Source organism: Streptomyces sp. CLCI03 (assembly GCF_053615355.1).
In genome coordinates this window covers 468,145-491,232 of record NZ_CM132132.1, presented here as the reverse complement: position 1 = coordinate 491,232, position 23,088 = coordinate 468,145, and the positions used below count along the sequence as shown (strand labels likewise).

The following is a 23,088-nucleotide window of genomic DNA, read 5'->3' as shown; positions in this document are numbered from 1 at the left end:
TGACCGGCCCACGTCCCGCCGTCGCCGCCGTTGCACCGCGCACCACCCCCTCCCCTGAAGGACACCTCCCCCATGCCTCTCGCACTCCTCGCCCTCGCCGTCGGGGCCTTCGGGATCGGCACCACCGAATTCGTGATCATGGGCCTGCTCCCCGAGGTCGCCGGCACGTACGGCGTCTCGATCCCCACCGCGGGCTTCCTGGTCACCGGCTACGCCCTCGGCGTCGTCCTCGGCGCACCCCTCATGACCGTGCTCGGCACCCGCATCCCCCGCAAGCGCATGCTGATGCTGCTCATGGGCCTCTTCATCGCGGGCAACGTGCTCTCCGCCCTCGCCCCCGCCTTCGGCGTCATGCTCGCCGGCCGCGTCGTCGCCTCGCTCGCCCACGGCGCCTTCTTCGGCATCGGCGCGGTCGTCGCCGCCGAGCTCGTCGCCCCCGAGAAGAAGGCCGGCGCGATCGCCATGATGTTCACCGGCCTGACGGTCGCCAACGTCGTCGGCGTCCCGCTCGGCACCTTCGTCGGCCAGACCCTCGGCTGGCGCGTCACCTTCCTGATCGTCGCCGCGCTCGGTGTCGCCGGTCTGCTCGGCATCGCCCGGCTGGTGCCCGACCTGCCCCGGCCCGAGGGCGGCGTACGGATCCGCAGTGAGGTCGCCGCCTTCCGCAACGTCCAGGTGCTGCTCGCGATGGCGATGACCGTCCTCGGTTTCGGCGGTGTCTTCGCCGCGATCACCTACGTCACCCCGATGATGACGAACGTCGCTGGCTTCGCCGACACCTCCGTCACCTGGCTCCTGGTCCTCTTCGGCCTCGGCATGGTAGCCGGCAACCTCATCGGCGGACGGTACGCCGACCGCGCGCTGATGCCGATGCTGTACGTGGCCCTGGGCGCCCTCGCCGTCACCCTCGCCGTGTTCACCCTGACCGCCCACACCAAGGTCGGCGCGGCCGTCACCCTCGTACTGATCGGCGCCCTCGGCTTCGCCACCGTGCCCCCGCTCCAGAAGCGCGTCCTGGACCAGGCCGCCGGGGCGCCCACCCTGGCCTCGGCCGTCAACATCGGCGCCTTCAACCTGGGCAACGCGCTCGCCGCCTGGCTCGGCGGCCTGGTGATCGCCGCCGGACTCGGCTGGACCGCCCCCAACTGGGTCGGCGCCGCCCTGGCCGCATCCGCCCTGCTGCTCGCCCTCGTCTCCGGCGCACTGGAACGCCGTACGACGGCCCGCTCGGCCCGCGGCGAGCGGGGCACGGTCGTGGCGGCCGGCGCCCCCGGAACGACCGCGGCCGTCCCCGCCCATCACTGATCCCCCCGTACCCACGCACCCCCCACCCGCAAGGAGAGACCCGCATGTCCACCCCCACCCGTACCGCCGTCGCCCCCCTGACCACCGAGGACGCCGAGCTGCTCGTCGCGACCGCCGCGGCCGCCGCCGAAGCGGCCGGGGTCACGGTCAGCGTCACCGTCCTCGACGCCGGCGGCCACCTGCTCGCCTTCCGCCGCGACGACCGCGCCGTGCTGATCTCCGGCGAGACCAGCACCCGCAAGGCCTACACCGCGCTCCAGCTGGACGCGCCCACCGCCGACCTCGTCGAAGCCGTCCGGCCCGGCGGTCCCTTCCACACCCTGCCCACGGCCCTCGACCGGCCGCTGCTGTTCATCGCGGGCGGGCTGCCCGTCCACCGCGACGGCCGCCTCATCGGCGCCATCGGCGTCGGTGGCGGCGCCCCCGAGCAGGACCACGGCTTCGCCGTCGCCGCGCGCGACGTCCTGGTCTGAGCCCGCCGGGTCGCGCGCCCGGGTCCCCCGTGCCACGTTGGTACGGGGGACACGCATCCATCATGAGCACACAGAGGCGACACAGGAGGGTCCACACCATCGCGACGGCCACGGTCGCCGCGCTGGTCACCCTTGCCCTCCCGGGCTGTACGGCCGCCTCCGACGAGGCGCCCGCCGCCCCCAGCGCCCCGGGCTCCTCCACGACGGCGGCGCGCCCGGCCGAGGCCGCCCCCACCCCCACGCCGACCCCGTCGTACCCGCTGTCCACCGCCCCGCGCACCATCCCGGCGGTGCGGGAGCACGTACCCGCCCGCGGCCCCGGCTGGAAGCCCACCCCGGACGCCCGCGTGGTGGTCGCCCCGGACGACACCGCCGCCCTGTCCGACGAGGCCCAACTGCTGGCCGGTGAACTGAACATCGGCTACGGCAAGTCGGCCGCGCCGCGCGCCGGGGACGTGCAGCTCTCCCTGGACGCGGGGGCCGCGGGAGGGCCCGAGTCGTACACCCTCGACGTCAAGGACGGCCGCGTCCGCATCAACGGCCCCGACCAGGCCGGGGTCTTCTACGGCACCCGGACCCTCAAGCAGGCGGTCAAGAGCGCCGGCTCGGCCCCCGAGGGCACCGTGCGCGACGCCCCCGCCAAACCGCAGCGCGGCCTCAACCTCGACATCGCCCGCAAGTTCTACTCCCCGGACTGGATCGAGGACCGGCTCCGCGAGATGGCCGACCTCAAGCTCAACCAGCTCGGTCTGCACTTCTCCGACGACCAGGCCTTCCGGATCCAGTCCGACACGCACCCCGAGATCGTCTCCACCCCGCACCTCACCAAGGCCCAGGTCCGCGAGATCAACGCGCTCGCCGCCCGGCTGCACATCACCGTGGTCCCCGAGATCGACTCGCCCGGCCACCTCGGCGCGGTCCTGCGCGCCCACCCCGACCTGCAGCTGCGCGACACCCAGGGGCGGGCGGTCAAGGGCGCCGTGGACATATCGAACCCGGCGTCCGCCAAGCTCGTGGACGAGCTGCTGCGCGAGTACATACCGCTCTTCCCGGGCGGAGCCTGGCACCTGGGCGCCGACGAGTACCAGGCGCTGGTCTACCGCGACCCGCAGGCCTCCTTCCCCCAGCTCGCCCGCGCCGCCCAGCAGCGGTACGGGCCCTCCGCGCGGGTCCAGGACCTGGCCACGGGCTGGCTGAACGACCGCGCCGCCGTGGTCCGGCCGTCGGGGAAGGCCCTCAAGGCATGGAACGACGGGTTCTTCGCGGGCGGCGTGACGAGCGCCGCGAAGGACATCCAGGTCGAGTACTGGACGGGCAAGGAGAACGGCGCCCGGCCGCCGCTGGAGTACCTGCGCGAGGGCCGCAAGCTCGTCAACCTCAACGACGAATACCTCTACTACGTACTGGGCCAGCCCAACCAGTTCACGTACCCCACCGGGCAGCGGATCTACGAGCAGTGGACCCCGCTCGTCCTGCGCGGCACGACCCCCGTCCCGGCCTCGTACGGTCCCCAGATCCTGGGCGGGCGCCTCGCCATCTGGAGCGACCTGGCCGGCGCCCAGACCCAGGCCCAGGTGGCCGCGGGCATCCAGACTCCGCTGGCCGCGCTCTCGCAGAAGGTGTGGGACGCGCGTACGCCCCAGCTGCCGTGGGCCGACTTCAAAGCCCTCGCCGACCGGCTCTGACCCGGCCGGTCCGCCCCGCCCCCGGCCGGCCCCCGCCCCGTCCGTCCGTCACAGCCGCTCCGTACGCTCCGTACGGTCGACGCGCTGCCGGCGGCGCCGCAGCCACTGGCCGACCAGCGGCAGCGCGAGGATCACCGCCGATGTCCAGACCGCGGCGAAGAGCCAGATCAGAAGCCGGGAGACGGTGACCGAGGCCGCCACGAACAGCACCGCCGCCACCGCACCGAGCAGCCAGGCTGCCACGGTGCGCCGGCGCCGGTGCGACGTGGACCGCAGGATCCGGTCGAGGGAACGATCACCCTTGAGTTCGGCCTCGATCGCGGAGAGGGCGCGCTGCTCGCGATCGGAGAGTCCGGCTCCGTCCATCACGACGTACCTCCGCCGGCTGCTGCCGTCGGGCGCGGGTCGCAGCCTCTGGCCTGGGAATACCCTGCCTGACGCGGCCCAACCCCCGCAGGACGTCGTGACCGCGGGCGCCGGTCACCAGATGGAGTCGACCCACTCCGGGTGGTCGATGAACGGGTTGCGGTTGTGCTGGTACCGGTCGAATATGACCTGGTTCCGGCGCTGCTCGAAGGCGTCCGGCGGGTCCATCTGGTTCCACTGCTTCAGCAGGCTGATCCGGCCCATCGCGGGCGCCGAACCATTGTTGACCTTGTCGTTCGGCTCCAGGTTCGCGAAGCCGTCGTCCCCGTCGTAGCGGACGGCCATGTACAGCAGCATCCGTGCCACGTCGCCCTTGACCGCGTCGCGCGGCTCGAAGGAGTCGGCGTCGGTCAGGCTGCCCGGCGCCTCGCTCACGGGGCTGCCGCCCTTGTCGAAGTCCTTGTTGCCCCGGGTGCTGTTGACCGTGACGTCCTCGGGGCGCAGGTGGTGCAGGTCGGTGCCCGGGCCGGTGGCGGTGCCGAAGTCGCCGTGGCTCTTCGCCCAGACGTGCTCGCGGTTCCAGTCGTTGGCCCCGCCGCCGTTCGTCGCCTTGGACTGGGAGCGGCCGGAGTAGAGCAGGATGACGTTGGCGGAGTTGGCCGGGTCCTGGTCGGTCACCTTCAGGGCGTTCCACACGCCGTCGTAGGACACCTTGGACTGGGTCTTGATGATGTCGTGCAGGGCGCTCTTCAGCGCGGGCCCGGTCTTGCCCTGGGCGTTCGCGTAGTAGTCCGCGTACGGGTCCGCCGCGGCGGCCGTCGGGTTCCCGGCGGCGGTGGTGCCCTGCTGGCCGGCGGACGCGGCCGCCGGTATGCCTACCAGAGTGGCGGCGGCGAGGGCGGCCGCCCAGGGGGTCATGCGCGAGATCTTCATCAGGTGGGGGGTTGCCTCTCCTTACGCACCGTCCCCGCCCGGGGAATTGGCGGAGTGTCAGTGGCACAGCGAGGGTCACATTGTCATGTGCCGAACAGGTGAAAACCACGTGTCGGTAGTGGGGGATCTTGGTGTGTGCCGACCGTCCGGCGCGGGCAGGGTAGCGGTGGCCCCGGGCGGGGCCGCACCGACCCTGACCGGCCCTCTCTGGAGCAGCCCATGGCAGTGAAGATCCTCATCGTGACCGGCGACGCCGCCGAATCGCTGGAGGTCCTGTATCCGTACCAGCGCCTGCGAGAGGAGGGCTACGAGGTTCACATCGCGGCGCCGCAGGTGAAGAAACTGCGGTTCGTGGTCCACGACTTCGAGGAGGGCTTCGACACCTACACCGAGAAGCCCGGCTACACCTGGCCCGCCGACCTTGCCTTCGCGGACGTGGTCACCGAGGACTACGCGGCCTTGGTCGTCCCCGGCGGCCGGGCACCCGAGTACCTGCGCAACGACCCCGAGGTGCGCCGGATCCTGGCCGCCTTCGCGGAATCCGACAAGCCGATCGCCCAGATCTGCCACGGCCCGCTCATCACGGCCGCGGCCGGAGGCCTGACCGGCCGGCGGGTGACCGCGTACCCGGCGCTCGAACTGGACATGAAGGCGGCCGGGGCCGAGTTCGAGGACGCCGAGACGGTGGTCGACGGCACCCTGGTCTCGGCCCGGGCCTGGCCGGACCACTCGCGCTGGATGCGGGAGTTCCTGACCGTGCTGCGCGGCAAGGCCCCGGTGGTCTGAGCGGGGCGCGGATCACACGGACGGCCGTGACCCCCTCGCAGGGGGTCACGGCCGTCGGGTCGTGAAGGCGGCACCGCTCCCGGGCCGGACGCGGGCGCGCCGAAGATCCCCGCAGGGCGCCGGCCGCCTCGACGGGCGTCAGCTCACGGGGTTGATCGCCGGAGCCGGCTCGTACTTGTAGTTCGTGCCGAAGTTCTTCTTCACGGCCGCTTCCCAGGAGCCGTCCGCGACCATCTTCTTCAGCGCGTCGTTGATCTTGCGCTGGAGCTCCTTGTTGCCCTTCTTGACCCCGATGCCGTAGTTCTCGTTGCTCAGGCTCGTGCCGAGCAGCTTGAACTTGCCCTCGTTGCCCTTGCGGGCGGCGTACCCGGCCAGGATGGAGTTGTCGGTGGTCATGGCGTCGACCCGGCTGTCCTGGAGCGCGACGACGCAGTCCGCGTAGCCGCTCATCTCCAGCAGGCCCGCCTTGGGGGCGAGGTTCTTGCGCAGGTTCTCGGCCGAGGTCGAGCCGCTGACCGAGCACAGGCTCTTCGAATTGAGGTCCTCGGCCTTGGCGATCGAACCGTCGTTGGCGCGGGTCATCAGGTCCTGGTGCGCGACGAAGTACGGGCCGGCGAAGTCGACCTTCTCCTTGCGCTTCTCGTTGATCGAATAGCTCGCGACGACGAACTTGACCTCGTTGTACTGGATCAGCAGTTCGCGGTCGTTGCTGTAGACCTGCTTGAATTCGATCTTGTTCGGCTTGTAGCCGAGTTCCTTGGCGACGTACGTCGCGACATCGACGTCGAATCCGGTGAAGGTGCCGTCGGTTTCCCGCATGCCTATGCCAGGCTGGTCGAACTTGATGCCGATGGAGAGGGTCTCGTCTCCCTGGTCCCCCTCGTCGAAGACGCACCCGGAGGCGGTCAGGGCGATCGCGATCACTGCGGCGACCGCACCGGCCTGGGGAACCTTCATGCTGAACTCTTTCCTGGGGAACGCGGGACGCGTCACCGGGATCGCCGGGGGCGTGTGAAACCGCGCGAATGTGGGGACGTGGGGACGCGTGTACGAGGAAGCTAGGAAGCGGACGGGCTCACCGTCACTAGATTTGAGGAAAACTTGAGGATAACGATCCGGTTCAGCCGCAGATCGTGCGGTGGCCTCGGGTCGTAACGGGAGGAAGGGACGGCCCGGAAACGCCCGTGGCGCGATGGAACGGAAATGCGTCGCTATGGTGCGAAGCGTGCACATCGGGTTTGTCGCCATTTCGCCGCTGCTGAATTCGGTGCGTACGGCCCATCCGGGCCGAGGCGATCGAACCGGCCGAAATGGCCGGAAGCGTACGATCGTTCGGGCCGGGCCCGGGGGCCGTGGGATCATGGGCGGGCAATGCCTGTGAACGAAGGGGGAGTTCGGTGAGCGGTGTACGCAAGGGACTGGCCAAGGTGGAGTTCGCGCTGCGGTGGGACCCCAGCCCGACGGGCGCACCCGCGAACGACCTCGACATCGTCGCCGCCGTCTTCGGCGCCGAGGACCTCCACGGGGCGCCGGTCCAGCTGGTGCACTTCGGCAGTCGGTCGCCCGACGGAACCATCACCTTGAACCGGGACAGCCACACCGGCCAGGGCTTCGGCTTCGACGAGGTGATGACCATCGAGCTGAACCGGATGGCGCCGGAGTCGAGCCGGGTGGTGGTGGGCGTCGTCATCCAGAACGCCGAAGCCGGCGCGGCCGGCCGTACGAAGAGCTTCGCCGACATCGGCGGCACCGGGTACCGGATCCGCGAGGGCCACGCCGACCTCGCCCAGGGTGACTTCACGGCCGTGGCCTCCGCCACCGCGGCCACCGTCGCAGAGTTCACCCGCGACGCCTCGGGTGCCTGGTCCTTCGGCCTGCGGCTGCACGGTTTCGAGGCCGACCCGGAGGTGTTCGCGCGGACCATGGGCGCGCCCCGCTGAGGCCGGTCGCCGGAGCCGGTGCGGAGCCGCACGGATCGGGCGGTGACCACTCCTGGGGTGAGTGGTCGCCGCCCGATCCGGGTGGCGCGCTGCCGCCGTCCCCACGAGGCAGCGCGGGCAGGTCGCCGTCAGGTCATCAGGACGGCGGCCCGCCGGTTCAGGGGGCCTGGTCGGCCGGGGGTCCGGTGGGGCGGGGAGGCGTGAGGCCCAGGGACGGGAGCAGCACGGCGTCGACGAACCGGACCAGGTAGTCGGCGTCCGCGTACCGCCCCTCCAGCACCGGCCGGATGCGGAGCACGCCCATCAGCTGGGCGGGCAGGAACTCCACGGCCGGATGGTCCGCGTCGATCTCGCCGCGCGCCACGGCCCGTCCGACCATCTCGTCGAACGCCGCCAGTTCCGGCTCGACCAGCGCCTCGCGCAGGGCGGCCTGGAGTTCCTCGTCACTGAGCACGGCGTGCCCGAGGGCCTGCGTCAGGCGGGTGTCCCTGCCGGAGGTGCCGGCCGCGATCCGGGCGGCTTCCCGCAGATCGCCGGCCAGTGAGCCGGTGTCCACGGCGACGAGGGTGCCGCGGCGGCCCGCGCGCAGGGCGGCGGCGACGAGCTGGGGCTTGGTCTTCCACTGCCGGTAGAGCGTGGACTTGCCGCAGCTGGCCCGGGCGGCGACGCCCTCCATGGTCAGGGCCTCGTAGCCGTGCTCGCGCAGCTGCTCCAGGACGGCGTCGTAGAACTCCTGCTCACGCTCCGGGGTGATCTTGGAGCGGCGCGCGGGGGACGGCGTCGTCGTCATGGATGCGGCTCTCCTCTGGGGGCGCCTCGGCGGCAGGTTCCACTACGGAAGTGTACGGGAACGCGACCGTATCGGTACACCAGCGTATCGATACGCCAATGTATCGATACACTGGCGTGTCGCTGTGCGCGTAAACAGGAAGAGAGACCGGGGGATGAGCTCCCACACCACACCTGCCGGGCCGGCAGTCGGACCGAGAGCCGCGCGCCGCCGCCTCATACGCGAGCTGCTGCTCGTCGCGGGATTCTTCACCGTCTACAAGGCGGGCCGGCTGCTCTCGACCGACCGCACCGAGGACGCCTTCCGCAACGCGGCGCGCATATGGGACGCGGAGCGTTTCCTGCACCTGCCCGGCGAGGGCGCGATCCAGCGGTTGTTGCTGCACGGGGACGCCCTCGTCACCACCGCGAACACCTACTACGCCGGCGTCCACTTCCCGGCGACCGCGCTCTTCCTGATCTGGCTCTACGTCCGCCGCCCCGCCCACTACCTGTGGACGCGCCGCGTGCTCGCCGGACTCACCGGAGCCGCCCTCGCCCTGCACCTGGCCTTCCCGCTCGCGCCCCCGCGCCTGCTCGACGCCGCGGCGCTCATCGACACCGCCCAGGTCTACGGCCCCTCCGTGTACAAGGCCGCACCGGCCGAGGACACCCTGGCGAACCAGTTCGCCGCCATGCCCTCACTGCACTTCGGCTGGGCGCTGATGCTCGCGCTCGGCATGATCGCCGCCACCTCCTCGCGGTGGCGCTTCCTGTGGCTGCTGCACCCGCTGCTGACCCTGCTGGTGATAGTCGGCACCGCCAACCACTACTGGCTCGACGCCGTCGTGGCCGCCGTCCTCCTGTGGGCGGCCCTGCTGCTCGTCCCGAAGCCGCGCCCGAGCGAACCGGATCCGGACCCGGACGCCGGCCCGGGCCCGGGATCGACCGCGGAGCCGGTCCAGGACATCCCCGTACGAGGCCTGCCGCGCCCGCGGAGCGCGGACGCGGCCGTAGGAGCCGGACAATGAACGACACCGCCCTCGCCGTCGGGCTCTGCCTCGCGTCGGCCGTGGCCTACGCGGCCGCCGCCGTCGCCCAGGAGCGGCTCGCCCGGGCCGCCGTCGCGCGCAGCGCCAAGGCCTTGCTGGGCTCCGGCGCCTGGTGGTGGTCGGCCGGGCTGAACGCCGCCGCCGCGCTCCTGCACGCGGCGGCCCTGCGGTACGGCCCCCTCACCCTGGTGCAGCCCCTCGGAGCGCTCACCCTGGTGGCCGCCGTCCCGCTGGGGGCGCGCAGGGCCGGCCGTCGCGTGGCGGCCACCGAATGGCGCGGCACCCTGGCCACCGTCGCCGGGCTCGGCCTGCTGCTGCTCCCGGCCTCCGGGCCGGCGCCCGACGACACCCTCACGCTGATCGAGGCACTGGCGGTCTCCGGCGCGACCCTCGCCGTGATCCTCATGCTGACCGCCGACAAGGACCCGCGCTCGGGCCTGCGTCACGCGACCGCCTCCGGGCTGGCCTCCGCGGCGGCCTCGGCCCTGACCCAGACGGTGGCCGTGGCGGCCGGTCGCGGCGGAGCCCTGCTCAGCGTCCGGGTCGTCGCGGTGGCCCTGCTCGTCGTCGTCTTCGCGGTCGGCGGGATGCTGCTGTCCCAGCGGGCCTACCGCGGCGGACTCGGCGCCCCGCTGGCCGTGGTGAACCTGGCCAACCCGCTGGCCGCGGCCGTCATCGGCATGGTCCTGCTCGGCGAACGGCTGCAAGGCGGAGTGCCGGGCCTGTTGTTGGCCGGAGCCGGGGCCTTCCTCGCCGCGCGCGGAGTGCTCCTGCTCACCCGGACGCCCTCCGCCGGGCCGGGTCCCGACACCGGCCACCTCCCGGGCGCGGAGCTTCCCGTGCAGGTCGGCCGCGTGGCGGTCTGATCGTCGGAGAACCGATCCACGCCCGCGCGCGTCCTCCTGGGAGAACACCGGAACACCTGAACGACCGGACGACCGAAGCGGAGTGACTGGACATGGGGATCGTCAGCTGGATCATCCTGGGACTGCTGGCCGGGGGCATCGCCAAGGTCCTGCTGCCCGGCCGGGACCCCGGTGGCCTGATCGGGACCACCCTCATCGGCGTCGCCGGCGCCTTCATCGGCGGCTGGCTGTCGGCGAAGGTCCTGGACAAGCCCATCCAGACCCAGTTCTTCGACCTCGCCACCTGGGGCTCCGCCATCGCGGGCTCGCTGGTCCTGCTGATCGGCTACCGCATCCTCTTCGGCAACTCCCGGGACTGACCCGGCCCCGAGCGATCCGACCCCGCGAACGCGGGGCCGCCCGTCGGATTCCGGCCGATGTCCGGCTCGGGCCTCGCCGCCGCCACCGGCGACAGGCGTCCCGCCCCGGCCGTCCCCCTCCTCACGGGCCGAGCCACCTCGGTGAACCGCCCTGCCGTCCCGCGTGTTCGGCCGATTACGCTGGCCGCACCACCGCGACGTACGAGCACGAGCAGCGAGGAAACCGGTAGCCGAATGAGTGTCACCCCCGTCCCCACAGCCGACCTGTACGACGAGTACGGCGAGTCCCTGGCCATCTGCGCCACCGGGTTCCGCCAGTTCGGCGGCCGCCGGCTCTTCGCCGGACCCGTACGGACCGTCCGCTGCCACGAGGACAACGCGCTGCTGCGCACCCTCCTCCACACGCCGGGCGAGGGCGCGGTCCTCGTCGTGGACGGCGGTGGCTCGCCGCGTACCGCCCTCGTCGGCGACCTCATCGCGGGCGCGGCCGAGGCCAACGGCTGGGCCGGCCTGATCATCAACGGTTCGGTCCGCGACAGCGTCGCCCTCGGCGGCCTCGACCTCGGCGTCAAGGCGCTCGGCACGGTCCCCCGCAAGAGCGGCAAGGCCGGCGACGGCGCGATCGACGAGCCCGTCACCATCGGCGACATCACCTTCCGCGCCGGCGACATCGTCCACGCCGACGACGACGGCGTGGTCGTCCTGCCCCGCTGACGCCCGCGCGCGAGCCGACCGGCGGTTCAGAACCGGCCAGGGCCGGAGCACCGGCCCTGGCCCGGCCCCGGCCGGCCGGGTTTCACTGCGGGCCCATGAGACGACGACACCGGATCACCGGCCTGCTCGGCGCGATCGCGCTGACCGCCGCCACCCTGGCGGCCGCGGGACCCGCGGCCGCCGCCGGAGCCCCGGTCGTGGACCCGCCGCCCGCCGAGTTCGGCACCGACTGGCACGACCCGCTCACCGCGGCCCCGCCCGTCGCCCGACCCGCCACCCGCTCCTGCCGGGTGACCCTCGCGGAGGCGCGGTTCCGCGACTTCACGCCCTACCGGGGCAGCTACACACCACCCGCGGCCTGCGGCACGAACGGCTGGGCCAAGGTCGTCCTGCGCCTCGACGGCAAGGTCCAGGGACGCCAGTACGACCGCCTCGGCCACCTCTCCCTCGGCGGGGTCGAGATCCTGCGCACCTCCACCCCGCAACCCTCGCCCGACGGCATCACCTGGTCCGTCGAGAAGGACGTCACCCGCTACCGCGACACCCTCGCCCGCCCGCAACCCGTCGAGATGCTCATCGGCAACGTCGTCGACGACACCTACACCGGCGTCATCGACGTCAAGGTGACCCTGACCTTCTACGCCGCCGACGGCCGCGACCCGGCCCCCGACACCCCCGACCGCGTCCTGCCCCTCACCACCCCCTCGGTCACCACCCCCCGCAACACGGAGCGCCTCCTCGCCGAGGTGTACGCCACCGGCTCGGGCGGCGGCTGCGAGGAGTACTGGTACATGACCACCCCGGACGCAGCCCCGTATTCCTGCAAGGCCGCCGACGGCCCCTACCGCGAGGTCCGCGTCTCGGTCGACGGACAACTCGCCGGCATCGCCGCGCCCTTCCCCACCGTCTGGACCGGAGGCTGGTCCAACCCCTTCCTCTGGTACGTCACCCCCGGCCCGCGCGCCTTCGACGTCCAGCCGATCCGCTACGACCTCACCCCCTACGCCGCGCTCCTCAACGACGGCCGCCCGCACCGGATCGAGGTCTCCGTCGCCGGGGTCCCCGCCGGACAGAGCGGCTGGAGCACCCCCACCAACCTGTTGCTCTGGCAGGACGAGGGCCGGGAGATCGTCACCGGCGCCCTGACCCGGCACGAGGGGAGTGATCCGACCGGCCACTCCCACTGGACCCCGGCGGCCCCCGGCGCGCAACACCGCCTGGACACCGAGGGCGGCCACCGGCTGACCGTCGCCGGGCACCTGAACACCTCCCACGGCCGGGTGGCCACCACCGTCACGCGCGCCGTGCGGAACACCTCCGTGCACCGCTGGACCGACGGCGAGAACCAGGACGCGCTCACCGCCACCTGGACCGACGAGGAGAGCGTGACGCACGGACCCACCACCACCCGGACCACCCGCACCTACACGATGGACGGCGAGACCACCCTCGGCGCCGGCGACCGGCTGCGCACCGTCCTCTCGCTCGGCGACCGCGCCGACACCGTCACCCGTCGCGGCGGGCGGACCGTCGGCAGCTCCCGGCTCGACGACCGGTACACCGGCGACGCCACCTACACCGCGAACGTCCCGCGCGACCAGCGGCACGCGGTCGCCACCACCTCCTCCCGCTACCGGTTGTACGGGTCCGCCGCACCCGGCGGCTGTTACGACCGAACGGTGGCCACCGTCCAGGGCACGCTCACGGTGGACCGCCGGCACTGCTGAGCCGGCCGCCCCTTACGATGAGCGGCCATGGATACGAGTGAGGCCGGCAGACAGCTGATCGACGGCCGTTTCGAGCTGGTCGCACCCCTGGGCAGCGGGGGCATGGGTACGGTGTGGCGCGCCCGCGACATCGCCCTGCACCGCGAGGTCGCGCTCAAGGAGGTGCGCCCGCCGGACCCGGCGACCGCCGCCGCCCAACCCGGCCTCGCGGATCAGATGCGCGAACGGGCCGTCCGCGAGGCCCGCGCCCTCGCCCGCCTCGCCCACCCCCACGTCGTGACGATCCACCACATCGTCGAGCCCGCGCAGGGCACCGACGGACACCCGTGGATCGTCATGGAGATGGTCCGGGGCGGCTCCCTGCACGACCGCCTGGAGTCCGGCCCCATGCCGCCCGCCGAGGTGGTGCGGCTCGGCCTCGACGTGCTCTCCGCGCTGCGCGCCGCGCACGACGAGGGCGTGCTCCACCGCGACGTGAAGCCCGCCAACGTGCTGCTGCGGCCCAGCGGGTCGGCGGTGCTCACCGACTTCGGCATCGCCGCCCTCCACGATTCGACGGGACTCACGTCCACCGGGGTGCTGATCGGCTCGCCCGAGTACATCGCGCCCGAACGCGTCCGCGGGGAGGAGGGGCTGGCCGCCTCCGATCTGTGGTCGCTGGGCATGCTGCTCTACGTGGCCGCCGAGGGCGTCCATCCGCTGCGCCGGGCCACCAGCCTGGCCACGGTCGTCGCCGTGCTCGACGAGCCGATCCCGGCGCCCGTGCGCTCCGGCCCGCTGGCGCCCGTACTGGAACGGCTGCTCGTACGGGACCCGGCCGCGCGGCCCGACGGGGCGCAGCTGGAACAACTGCTCCGGGACGCGAGCGCCGCCCTCGGATCCGGCCACGCGGCGGGCGCATCGCCGGTCGCCGCCGCTCCGGCCGTCTCCGTACCGGTCGCACCCGCCGCGCCCGTCGTCCCGGGTCAGTACGGGCCGTACGGCGGCCCGTACGGCCCGCCCACCCCGCCTCCGTTCGGCCAGGGCGGCTCCCCGTACGGGGCTCCGACCACGCCCGTCCGGCTGACGAACGCGACGCGCAGACGCCCGGCCCTGATCGGCGCGGCCCTCACGGTGGTGCTGGCGGCCGCCGTCGTCGGGATCGTCCAGTGGATGCCCGACGGGAAGTCCGGCGACGACGACGTGGCGGATTCCCGTGCCACCCGGCCCGCCGTGGCCACGCCGGCCGGCACCCCGGCGTCCACCCCGGGCGCGAAGGCGAGCACGTCCAAGAGCGTCGCGGCCCGCGGCAGCATGCTCACCCCGCAGAACATCCGGATCGCCCTGGACGCCCTCAAGGAGAAGACCGGCACCACCACCTTCGTCGACCTCACGGTCTACGAGGGGTATGTCCTCGCGTCGATTCCCACCGCCCCCGGCGCCGACACCGTCGACGCCTGGCAGTACCGCGACGGCGCCGCCAAGCGCACCGGCCCGGACGGCACGGTGGAGGAGGGCGAGCCGCTCATCGACATGGCGACCGTCAACTGGGACGCGGTGCCGGGCCTGCTGGAGCAGTCGAAGAAGGAGTTCGGCGTCGAGAAGCCGACCTCGACCTATGTGATCATCGACCCCTGGATGATGGATCAGGTCCCCGCGATGCGGCCCTACGTCACCGACGAGTACGGTCGCGGCGGCTATCTGCTCGCGGGCATCGACGGCAAGGTCAAGAAGGCCACCAAGTTCTGACCTCGTCCATCCGTACACACCCGCGGTCCGACAGGTTCAGGAGCACGACCACGATGCCCAGCTGGCGCAACACCCTCACGGCGGCCGGTGTCCGCGGCACCCGGCTGCGGGAGGACTACACGCACGCCGCGCGCCGGGTGCTGCGCCGCGAGTCCGCCCCGTACCTGGCGCTGCGGCTGCTGGCCGCGCCGCCGCTGGTGCCCGCCCTCGCCGCCGGTCTCGCCTTCATGAACCTGGTCGACGATGTCGCCGAGACCGGTACCCCCCGGCAACGGGCCGCCGGTCTCGCCGCGTTGTCCGAGCGGGTGGAGGCGGCCCTGAAGTCCGGGGACGGCCCCGACCCCCTCCTGCGGGCCTACGCGCACGCGGTGGATTCCCGCGGCCTGCCCCCGCACTGGGTCTCCCGGTTCCTGGAGGGCGCCGCCACCGCCGAGGCCGGCTTCGACGGCTTCGCCGCGGAGGAGGACTTCCAGGCCTACCTCGACGCCTACGCCTGGCCCGGGGTGCTGGTCTTCACCGGACTGCAGTACCGGGGCGGCCCCGACCCGGAACAGGCCGCGGGCTGGCGGCGGTTCGTCGACGCCGCCCAGCGCGTGGACTTCCTCGCCGACCTCCACGGGGACCTCGCGGACGGTCGGCTCTGCATCCCGCGCGCCCGGCTCGACGAGCACTCCGTGACCCGCGCCGACCTGGAACAGGCCCGGGACACCCCGGCCGTGCGCGCTCTGCTGGCCGCCGAGTGCCGGCGTGCCCGTAGCGCCCTGGACGCGACGCACGGCATCCTCGATCTCGCCGAACCTGGACTGCGTCCCGTCATCGCGACGATGGCGGAGCTGATGGCGCACCAGCTGACCGCCGTGGAGCGGGCGGGAGCCGCCGCCCTGCGCCGGGACATCGGATACGGCCTGGCGGCGCCCCTGCGGATCCTCGTCCGCGCCGCCCGGCGTCGTCCGGTGTGAACCGGTTCGGGGAGATTCCTAGTAGGGCCCGTTGACGTTGTCGATCGAGCCGTAGCGCGCGGCCGCGTAGTTGCAGGCAGCGGTGATGTTGGCGACCGGGTCGTAGGAGTTCTGCGAGGTGCCGGGCACGTGGTAGGCGCGGAAGGTCGGGTCGATGACCTGGAGCAGCCCCTTGGACGGGATTCCGTTGCGGGCGTTGATGTCCCAGTTGTTGATCGCCAGCGGATTGCCCGAGGACTCCCGCATCACATTGCGGTGAATTCCGTTGTAGGAACCGGGAATACCGTGCTTCGCCATGACGGCGAGGGACTCGCGGATCCACCCGTCGAGATTGTTCGCGTAGGTGGTGGCGGGCTTGGCCGCGGGCTTCGCGGCGGGCGCGGCCGCGGGCGTGAGGGTGGTCCGGGCTGCGGACCGGCTCGCACGCTCGGTCTCCGCCTGGACGCCGAGCTTCAGCTTGATGCCGGGCCGGATGATCGACGGGTCGTCGCCGACGACGCTCCGGTTCGCCGCGTAGAGCTGCTGCCAGCCACCGCTCAGGGAATGCTTCGCCGCGATCTCCGAAAGGGTGTCGCCCGCGACCACGGAATACGTGGTGGGGGCGGCGGCCGTCTCCACCGCCCCGGCGGAGGTGGCGCTGATCAGCGGGAGGGTGAGGGCCGCGCCACCGGTGCCGGCGAGCGCCAGCTTGCGGGTGATCCGGTAGTGCTTCGGCCGACGGTGCTTACCCTTTGCAGGCATGGCGGAATTCCTCACGTGGGGGGACGGGAGATCCCGGGCGGCGGCCGTATTCGGCAGCTGACCACCAGGAACGAGGTGACCGTAGGCGAGCCCGCCACGCGGGAACAAGACCCGAATTCCACCGATAGATCGACATCTCGCTATCGGCCGGGTAAATGACCTTGAAGGGGTATCGATGCAAAAGCCGATTCCCTTTCCGGGAAAAGGGAATCGGCTGTTCTGCGGAAATGATGTTGAGGTGTTCGGTGTGGCTCACATCACGGGTCGCCGGCCCGGCGGCCAATACGGGCAAGTCCGCTCTCGGACACCCTCATTCGGGCGACCGGCCCGTAGGTGGTAAATCGCCCATAGAGGATTCTTTCCGGCGTATCGCCGGCCGGTGCGCACCTCAGGGGCGCCCCCGGGGTGCCTCGGTCGCCTCAGGGGCGCCTCGACGGCTCGGCCGTCACCCCAGTCGCTCCAACATGGCTGTGACGGCCGCCACCGCCCCCGGGGAGGCCGGCAGCAGGGGCAGGCGGACGTCCGGGGTCGGGATGCGCCCCTGGGCGTGCAGGACACCCTTGAGCACCGCCGGATTCGGCTCGGCGAAGGTCGCCGCCGACATTCGGGCCAGCGCGTGTCCCAGCGGCCTGGCCGTGGCCACGTCGCCCGCCCGCCAAGCCGCGGCGAGCTCCGCGAAGCGGTCCGTCGCCAGATGCGCCGAGGCCAGGATCCCGCCCGCCGCACCCAGCGCCAGCAGCGGGGACAGGTACACGTCGTCACCGGCCAGCACCTCGAACCCGGACGGCAGGTCGCCGAGCAGCGCCACCGCCTCCTCGCCGATGCCGCCACCCGCGTACTTCACCCCGGCGACCCCCGGCAGCGCCCCGAGCGCCCGCAGCGTGGCCGCGTCGAGCGGCTGCCCCGTGCGGTACGGGATGTGATAGACGATCAGCGGGACCGGGCTCACCTCGGCCAGTCGCGTGAAGTGCGCCAGCACCCCGGCGGCCGCGGGCCGGACGAACGGCGGAACGGTCACCAGCGCCGCCCGCACCTCGGGCCACCGGGTCAGCCGGGCCAGCGAGGCCTCGGCGGCCCGGGTGCCCCCGGCCCCCGCCCCGACCGTCAGCGGCACGCCCCGCTCCCCGCAGACCCGGGCGCACACCCCCGTGACGAGGTCTCGCTCCGCCTCGTCGAGGCCGGCCGCCTCCGCGGTGGTGCCGAGCGCGACGATGCCGGTGGCGCCCGCGTCGAGCACCTCGTGGGCCAGCGCCTCCAGCGCCTCCACGGCGACCTCCCCGCCGCGGGTGAAGGGGGTGACGAGCGGTACGTGGATCCCGTGCGACGGGAGGGTCTCCACGATGTCCTGCGTGATGTCCTGTGCGATGTCCTGTGCCATGCCCAAGAGCCTCGCCCGCCCGAAGGATCAAATCCAGTTCGCTTTTCTTACTCGACCCGTAAGCTGAGCCGATGCTCGATGTACGACGCCTGCGCCTGCTGCGCGAACTCGCCCGCCGCGGCACCATCGCCGCCGTCGCCGAGGCCCTCACCTTCAGCCCTTCGGCGGTCTCCCAGCAGCTCAACGTCCTCGAACGGGAGGCCGGCCTGCCCCTGCTGGAGCGCACCGGCCGCGGGGTCCGCCTCACCCCGGCCGGCCAGAACCTGGTCCGACACGCCGAGGCCGTCCTCGAACGGTTGGAGCGGGCCGACGCCGACCTCGCCGAGGCGCGCGGGGGCCTGGCCGGAGCCCTGCGGATCGGCGCCTTCCCCACCGCCACCCGGGCCATCGTCCCGGCCGCGCTGATCACCCTCGCCCGGCGCCACCCGGGGCTGGAGCCGATGGTCTCGGAGACCGACCCGGCGGCGGTGGCGCACGCCCTGCGGGCCGGGGACCTGGACGTGGCCCTGGTGCACGAGTACGACTTCGTACCCGCCGAGCCCGAACCGGGACTGGCCACCGAACCGCTCTACGGCGAGGCGATGTACCTGGCCGCGCCCGCCATCGAGGCCCCGGACCCGTCCGGGACACGGCCCTCCGAGGCCCCCGACCCGTCCGGCGGATCCGACCAGGGCGCTGTCCTGCGTACGCACGCCAAGGCGCCCTGGATCACCGCCACCCCCGGCACCCTCTGCCACGCCATGACCGTCCGGGCCTGCCAGGCCGCCGGTTTCACCCCACGGGTACGCCACCAGGTCGACGAGTTCGCCACCGTGCTCGCCCTCGTCGCGGCGGGCCAAGGGGTGGCCGTCGTCCCGCAGCTCGGGGTCACGGGCCCGGCCGATCCGGCCGTACGACTCACCCGACTGCTGATGGAACGGCGTACCAACCTCGCCTTCCGCAGCGGAGCCGGCGCGCACCCGGCCGTGGCGGCCTTCGGTGCGGCGCTTCGGGCCGCCGTACCGCCGGATCTGGCCGGGTCGCGCGCCGGAACGTGACACAACTCCCGTACCGCGTGCCGTCCGTGTACGTTCGTTGATCCAGACGGAATCGATCAGAGCGGGGTACGACGTGACACATCGCGTACGAGGGATCATCGCCCGGAGCAAGGGCGCACCGGTGGAGACGACGACGATCCTCGTGCCCGACCCGGGACCCGGCGAGGCCCTCGTCCGGGTGCAGGCCTGCGGGGTCTGCCACACCGACCTGCACTACCGGGAGGGCGGGATCAACGACGAATTCCCCTTCCTCCTCGGCCACGAGGCCGCCGGAGTCGTCGAATCGGTCGGCCCGGACGTCACGTCCGTCGCCCCCGGCGACTTCGTGATCCTCAACTGGCGCGCGGTGTGCGGCACCTGTCGCGCCTGCAAGCGCGGACGCCCCTGGTACTGCTTCGCCACGCACAACGCCACCCAGCCCATGACCCTGGAGGACGGCACCCCGCTCTCCCCGGCCCTCGGCATCGGCGCCTTCGCGGAGAAGACCCTGGTCGCGGCCGGCCAGTGCACCAAGGTGGACCCGGCGGCCGCCCCGGCCGCCGCCGGCCTCCTGGGCTGCGGGGTGATGGCCGGCCTCGGCGCCGCCCTGAACACCGGCAACGTCGGGCGCGGCGACTCCGTCGCCGTCATCGGCTGCGGTGGAGTGGGCAACGCGGCCGTGGCCGGCGCCCGCCTCGCGGGCGCCTCGCGGATCATCGCGGTGGACCTGGACGACCGGAAGCTGGAGTGGGCCCGGGGTCTGGGCGCCACCCACACCGTCAACGGGCGCACCGAAGAGGTGGTCAAGGCGATCCAGGCGTTGACCGGCGGCAACGGCGCCGACGTGGTCATCGACGCCGTGGGCCGCCCCGAGACGTACCAGCAGGCCTTCTACGCGCGCGACCTGGCCGGGACGGTGGTCCTGGTGGGCGTGCCGACCCCGGAGATGAAGCTCGAACTCCCGCTCCTCGACGTCTTCGGCCGCGGCGGCGCCCTGAAGTCCTCCTGGTACGGGGACTGCCTGCCCGAGCGCGACTTCCCGCTGCTGATCGACCTCTACCTGCAGGGCCGCCTCGACCTGGACGCCTTCGTCTCCGAGACGATCCCGCTCGACGGCGTCGAGGACGCCTTCGCCCGGATGGAGCGCGGCGAGGTCCTCCGCTCGGTCGTCGAGTTCTGACACCCCGTCCGGCCCATCGGGCCGGACCCGGCCCTCCGTAGACTCAGGGCCACCACCCCGCGCCCCCGCCGCCACCCGGCCGGGGCGCGGTCCTTCATCTCCTCGTACCCCTGGGGGCCGTCCGTGACCATCGCACACAGCTACCGCCAGCCCGGCACGGTCGTCACCGACCACCGGTTCTCCGTCCCCCTGGACCACACGCGCCCGGACGGGGAGCGGATCGAGCTGTACGCCCGCGAGGTCGTGGCCGCCGGCAAGGACCCCGAGACGCTGCCCTGGCTGCTCTACCTGGAGGGCGGTCCCGGCTTCGGCGCCCGCCGCTTCATCGGCCGCCAGGCCTGGCTGGAGCGGGCGCTGACCGAGTACCGGGTGCTGCTCCTCGACCAGCGCGGAACCGGACGCTCCACCCCGGTGAACCGGCAGACCCTGCCCCTGCGCGGCACCCCCGCCCAGCAGGCCGAGTACCTCGCCCACTTCCGCGCCGACTCCATCGTGCGCGACGCCGAAACCATCCGCCCCGGCCTGACCGGCGGCGCGCCCTGGACCGTGCTCGGCCAGAGCTTCGGCGGCTTCTGCACGATCCACTACCTCTCCACCGCGCCCGAAGGCCTCACCGCCGCGCTCGTCACCGGCGGCCTCCCGTCTTTGACCGCCACCGCCGACGAGGTGTACGAGGCCGCGTACCCCCGCATCGCACGCAAGAACCTGGCCCACTACGCCCGGTACCCGATGGACGTCGAGCGCGTCCGCCGCATCGCCGCCCACCTCGCGCGGACCCCGACCGAACTCCCCGGCGGCCACCGCCTCACCGTCGAGGGGTTCCAGTCCCTCGGCATCCTCCTCGGCGGGGGCGACGGCAGCCACCAGCTCCACCACCTGCTGGAGGACGCCTTCGTGCCGACCCCCGCGGGGCCCACCCTCTCCGACGCCTTCCTGGAGGGCGTCCGCGCCCAGCTCTCCTTCGCCGGGCACCCCCTCTACGCGCTGGTCCACGAGGCGATCTACGCCCAGGACCCCACCGCGCCCACCGCCTGGGCCGCCGAACGGGTACGCGCGAACCACCCCCGCTTCGACGCCGACAAGGCGCTCGCGGGCGACGAACCGCTGCTCCTGACCGGCGAGACCATCCACCCCTGGCACTTCACCACCGACCCGGCCCTGGCCCCCCTGCGCGAGACCGCGGAACTCCTGGCGGCCCGCACCGGCTGGCAGCCCCTCTACGACCCGGCGCGCCTGGCCGCCAACGAGGTGCCGGTGGCCGCCGCCGTCTACCACGACGACATGTACGTGGACACCGCGCACTCGCTGGAGACGGCCCGGTCCGTCCGGGGCCTGCGGACCTGGGTGACGGACGAGTTCGAGCACGACGGCGTCCGCGCGGGCGGCCCCCGCGTCCTGGACCGGCTGCTGTCCCTGGCCCGCGACGAGATCTGAGCCGGCGGGGGCCCGGGTCGGCCGAGACACGGTCGGCCGGGGCCCCGGTCAGCCGGGTTCCACGAAGGCGCGGGTCAGGTGCGCGGTCGCCAGCAGGGCACCGCGCTCCCTCGCCCGTGCCAACAGGTCCTCCCGGGAGGCCCGGGCGGTCTCCCGGTCGCGCTCGTGGGAGTACGGCACCGCCGGGTCCCCGAGCTGGACCGCGTGCACCAGCACGTCCCCGGTGACCACCACGTCCCGGGCCCCGGCGCCCTGGTCCACCAGCACCGACTGGTGCCCGGGGGTGTGCCCGGGCGTCGGCAGCAGGGTGATGCCGGGGGCCGTCCGATGGACCCCGTCCACCTCGTGCAGTTGCCCGCTCGCCCGGAGCGGCGCCACCGTCCAGTCCCACACCGGGTCCGCCCGGTCGAGCGCGGCCACCTCCGCGCGCTGTACGACGTACCGGGCCGCCGGGAAGAGCGGCTGCCCGTCGGCCCCCGACGACCAGCCCGCGTGGTCCTCGTGCAGGTGCGTCAGGACGACCGTCTCCACGTCGGACGGCGCGATGCCGACCTCGGCGAGGGCGTCCGGCAGCCGCCCCGGCACCGGCGCCCAGGGGGCGGCGGGGGACTGCGCCGGTCCGACCCCGGCGTCCACCAGCACCCAGCGGCCCCCGGGCCGGGCGATCGCGAAGCACCGGAAGTCGAGCGCCCAGGTCCCGTCCGGCCCGATCGCGCCGGGGTCCAGCCGCCCGGCCCGCTCCCACGCGGCCTCGCTCGCGCCCGGGAAGGCCGTGCGGGCCGGCTCGAAGAAGATCCCCGTGGCGTCGAGCAGCGCCACCACCCGCCCATGTCTCTCCATTCGCCTATTGTGCGAGACATGACCGAACAACCTGATCAGCAGGCCGCCTTGCAGCCCATGCCCACCGACTGGACGCGCGCCCTCGCGGTCGTCGCGCACCCCGACGACCTGGAGTACGGGTGCGCGGCGGCCATCGCGCACTGGACGGACGGGGGCCGGGAGTTCGTCTACCTCCTCGCCACGCGCGGCGAGGCGGGCATCGACAGCATCGCCCCCGCCACCTGCGGTCCGCTGCGCGAGGCGGAGCAGCGGGCGAGCGCGGCGGTCGTCGGGGTGTCCGAGGTGGAGTTCCTGGACCACCACGACGGCGTCGTCGAGTACGGCCTCGACCTGCGCCGGGACATCGCGGCGGCCATCAGGCGGCACCGGCCCGAGCTGATCGTCACGCTCAACCACCGTGACACCTGGGGCGGCGCGCAGGGCGGCGGCTACTGGAACACCCCCGACCACAAGGCCGTCGGCCGGGCCGTGCTGGACGCGGCCGGTGACGCCGGGAACCGCTGGATCTTCCCCGAGCTGATCGAGCAGGGTCTGGAGCCCTGGAACGGCGTGCGCTGGGTCGCGGTGGCCGGGTCCAGCACCCCGACGCACGCGGTCGACGCCGGCCCCGGGCTGGAGCGTTCGATCAAGTCCCTGCTGGAACACAAGGCGTACATCGAGGTGCTCACGGACCAGGACCCCGAGGAGTACGTGCGCACCTTCCTCACCGGCAACGCCCAGCAGGCCGCGGCCCGGTTCGGCGGGCGTCCGGCCGTGGCGTTCGAGGTCTTCCCCCGCTGACCGACCACCCCTAGTCTGACGATCCGTCAGTTCGGCGGGTCGTCAGCCATCGGGCCGG

At 73.1% G+C, this 23,088-nt stretch carries 23 protein-coding genes; 16 read left to right on the top strand and 7 right to left on the bottom strand.

From position 1 onward, the window contains the following. Positions 1-72 precede the first annotated feature (72 nt). The 3 genes from ACWG52_RS02295 (at position 73) to ACWG52_RS02285 (ending at position 3,463) form a co-directional block, all read left to right on the top strand. Positions 73-1,305, top strand: a complete 1,233-nt coding sequence (locus ACWG52_RS02295) for an MFS transporter (protein ID WP_389802201.1) — start codon at positions 73-75, stop codon at positions 1,303-1,305. A gap of 44 nt (positions 1,306-1,349) precedes the next feature. After that, on the top strand, positions 1,350-1,778 hold the full coding sequence (locus tag ACWG52_RS02290) for a GlcG/HbpS family heme-binding protein (RefSeq protein ID WP_389802204.1): 429 nt from the start codon (positions 1,350-1,352) through the stop codon (positions 1,776-1,778). Between the two features lie 62 nt (positions 1,779-1,840). Continuing rightward, positions 1,841-3,463, top strand: a complete 1,623-nt coding sequence (locus tag ACWG52_RS02285) for a beta-N-acetylhexosaminidase (protein ID WP_389802207.1) — start codon at positions 1,841-1,843, stop codon at positions 3,461-3,463. 48 nt (positions 3,464-3,511) lie between these two features. Here the strand turns inward: ACWG52_RS02285 and ACWG52_RS02280 are convergent, their stop codons facing one another. Together ACWG52_RS02280 and ACWG52_RS02275 are read right to left on the bottom strand one after the other, a co-directional pair. Then, the gene (locus tag ACWG52_RS02280; protein WP_389802210.1) at positions 3,512-3,829 is read right to left on the bottom strand and encodes a DUF3040 domain-containing protein; all 318 of its coding nucleotides are present in this window, start codon (positions 3,827-3,829) and stop codon (positions 3,512-3,514) included. Positions 3,830-3,943: 114 nt separating this feature from the next. Further along, the gene (locus ACWG52_RS02275) at positions 3,944-4,762 is read right to left on the bottom strand and encodes an endonuclease I family protein (RefSeq protein ID WP_390138591.1); all 819 of its coding nucleotides are present in this window, start codon (positions 4,760-4,762) and stop codon (positions 3,944-3,946) included. A 219-nt stretch (positions 4,763-4,981) separates the two neighbouring features. Between ACWG52_RS02275 and ACWG52_RS02270 the strand changes: the two genes are divergently transcribed. Further along, positions 4,982-5,548 carry a DJ-1/PfpI family protein gene (locus tag ACWG52_RS02270; protein WP_389802216.1) on the top strand — a complete coding sequence of 189 codons (567 nt, stop codon included), beginning with the start codon at positions 4,982-4,984 and terminating at the stop codon, positions 5,546-5,548. A 138-nt stretch (positions 5,549-5,686) separates the two neighbouring features. Here ACWG52_RS02270 and ACWG52_RS02265 read toward each other — a convergent pair whose 3' ends face one another. Continuing rightward, positions 5,687-6,505 (bottom strand): glutamate ABC transporter substrate-binding protein, encoded by an 819-nt coding sequence (locus ACWG52_RS02265; RefSeq protein ID WP_389802219.1) that lies wholly within the window; start codon positions 6,503-6,505, stop codon positions 5,687-5,689. A gap of 440 nt (positions 6,506-6,945) precedes the next feature. Between ACWG52_RS02265 and ACWG52_RS02260 the strand changes: the two genes are divergently transcribed. Beyond that, positions 6,946-7,488 (top strand): TerD family protein, encoded by a 543-nt coding sequence (locus tag ACWG52_RS02260; RefSeq protein ID WP_389802222.1) that lies wholly within the window; start codon positions 6,946-6,948, stop codon positions 7,486-7,488. 157 nt (positions 7,489-7,645) lie between these two features. Here the strand turns inward: ACWG52_RS02260 and ACWG52_RS02255 are convergent, their stop codons facing one another. Continuing rightward, positions 7,646-8,278, bottom strand: coding sequence for a TetR/AcrR family transcriptional regulator (locus tag ACWG52_RS02255; protein WP_030717715.1), 633 nt, complete (start codon positions 8,276-8,278; stop codon positions 7,646-7,648). 154 nt (positions 8,279-8,432) lie between these two features. On the opposite strand from ACWG52_RS02255, the gene ACWG52_RS02250 reads away from it, so the two are divergent. From ACWG52_RS02250 to ACWG52_RS02220, 7 genes are all read left to right on the top strand, one after another. Continuing rightward, positions 8,433-9,287: a phosphatase PAP2 family protein gene (locus ACWG52_RS02250; RefSeq protein ID WP_389802225.1), complete on the top strand. Its 855-nt coding sequence runs from the start codon at positions 8,433-8,435 to the stop codon at positions 9,285-9,287. Then, the gene (locus ACWG52_RS02245; protein ID WP_453127634.1) at positions 9,284-10,174 is read left to right on the top strand and encodes a DMT family transporter; all 891 of its coding nucleotides are present in this window, start codon (positions 9,284-9,286) and stop codon (positions 10,172-10,174) included. Before ACWG52_RS02250 ends, ACWG52_RS02245 begins: the two co-directional genes overlap by 4 nt. A gap of 92 nt (positions 10,175-10,266) precedes the next feature. Beyond that, on the top strand, positions 10,267-10,533 hold the full coding sequence (locus tag ACWG52_RS02240) for a GlsB/YeaQ/YmgE family stress response membrane protein (protein ID WP_389802231.1): 267 nt from the start codon (positions 10,267-10,269) through the stop codon (positions 10,531-10,533). 234 nt (positions 10,534-10,767) lie between these two features. Next, positions 10,768-11,247 (top strand): ribonuclease E activity regulator RraA, encoded by a 480-nt coding sequence (gene rraA, locus ACWG52_RS02235; protein ID WP_389802234.1) that lies wholly within the window; start codon positions 10,768-10,770, stop codon positions 11,245-11,247. A gap of 95 nt (positions 11,248-11,342) precedes the next feature. Next, positions 11,343-12,974, top strand: a complete 1,632-nt coding sequence (locus ACWG52_RS02230) for a peptide-N4-asparagine amidase (protein WP_389802236.1) — start codon at positions 11,343-11,345, stop codon at positions 12,972-12,974. A gap of 27 nt (positions 12,975-13,001) precedes the next feature. Beyond that, the gene (locus ACWG52_RS02225; RefSeq protein ID WP_389802239.1) at positions 13,002-14,702 is read left to right on the top strand and encodes a serine/threonine-protein kinase; all 1,701 of its coding nucleotides are present in this window, start codon (positions 13,002-13,004) and stop codon (positions 14,700-14,702) included. A gap of 53 nt (positions 14,703-14,755) precedes the next feature. Next, positions 14,756-15,661 carry a squalene/phytoene synthase family protein gene (locus ACWG52_RS02220; RefSeq protein WP_389802241.1) on the top strand — a complete coding sequence of 302 codons (906 nt, stop codon included), beginning with the start codon at positions 14,756-14,758 and terminating at the stop codon, positions 15,659-15,661. An 18-nt stretch (positions 15,662-15,679) separates the two neighbouring features. On the opposite strand, the gene ACWG52_RS02215 is transcribed toward ACWG52_RS02220, so the two are convergent. After that, on the bottom strand, positions 15,680-16,402 hold the full coding sequence (locus ACWG52_RS02215) for a transglycosylase SLT domain-containing protein (RefSeq protein ID WP_389802244.1): 723 nt from the start codon (positions 16,400-16,402) through the stop codon (positions 15,680-15,682). Between the two features lie 445 nt (positions 16,403-16,847). Further along, positions 16,848-17,780, bottom strand: a complete 933-nt coding sequence (locus tag ACWG52_RS02210) for a dihydrodipicolinate synthase family protein (RefSeq protein ID WP_389802247.1) — start codon at positions 17,778-17,780, stop codon at positions 16,848-16,850. 71 nt (positions 17,781-17,851) lie between these two features. Between ACWG52_RS02210 and ACWG52_RS02205 the strand changes: the two genes are divergently transcribed. From ACWG52_RS02205 to ACWG52_RS02195, 3 genes are all read left to right on the top strand, one after another. After that, a complete protein-coding gene (locus ACWG52_RS02205; protein WP_389802249.1) occupies positions 17,852-18,817 on the top strand; it encodes a LysR family transcriptional regulator in 966 nt (321 codons plus the stop codon). A 73-nt stretch (positions 18,818-18,890) separates the two neighbouring features. After that, positions 18,891-19,976, top strand: a complete 1,086-nt coding sequence (locus ACWG52_RS02200; RefSeq protein WP_389802252.1) for an S-(hydroxymethyl)mycothiol dehydrogenase — start codon at positions 18,891-18,893, stop codon at positions 19,974-19,976. 129 nt (positions 19,977-20,105) lie between these two features. Beyond that, positions 20,106-21,410 carry an alpha/beta fold hydrolase gene (locus ACWG52_RS02195; RefSeq protein WP_389803297.1) on the top strand — a complete coding sequence of 435 codons (1,305 nt, stop codon included), beginning with the start codon at positions 20,106-20,108 and terminating at the stop codon, positions 21,408-21,410. 48 nt (positions 21,411-21,458) lie between these two features. On the opposite strand, the gene ACWG52_RS02190 is transcribed toward ACWG52_RS02195, so the two are convergent. Continuing rightward, a complete protein-coding gene (locus ACWG52_RS02190) occupies positions 21,459-22,250 on the bottom strand; it encodes an MBL fold metallo-hydrolase (RefSeq protein ID WP_390138604.1) in 792 nt (263 codons plus the stop codon). Between the two features lie 18 nt (positions 22,251-22,268). On the opposite strand from ACWG52_RS02190, the gene ACWG52_RS02185 reads away from it, so the two are divergent. Continuing rightward, positions 22,269-23,030 (top strand): PIG-L deacetylase family protein, encoded by a 762-nt coding sequence (locus ACWG52_RS02185; RefSeq protein ID WP_389802257.1) that lies wholly within the window; start codon positions 22,269-22,271, stop codon positions 23,028-23,030. Positions 23,031-23,088: the final 58 nt, after the last annotated feature.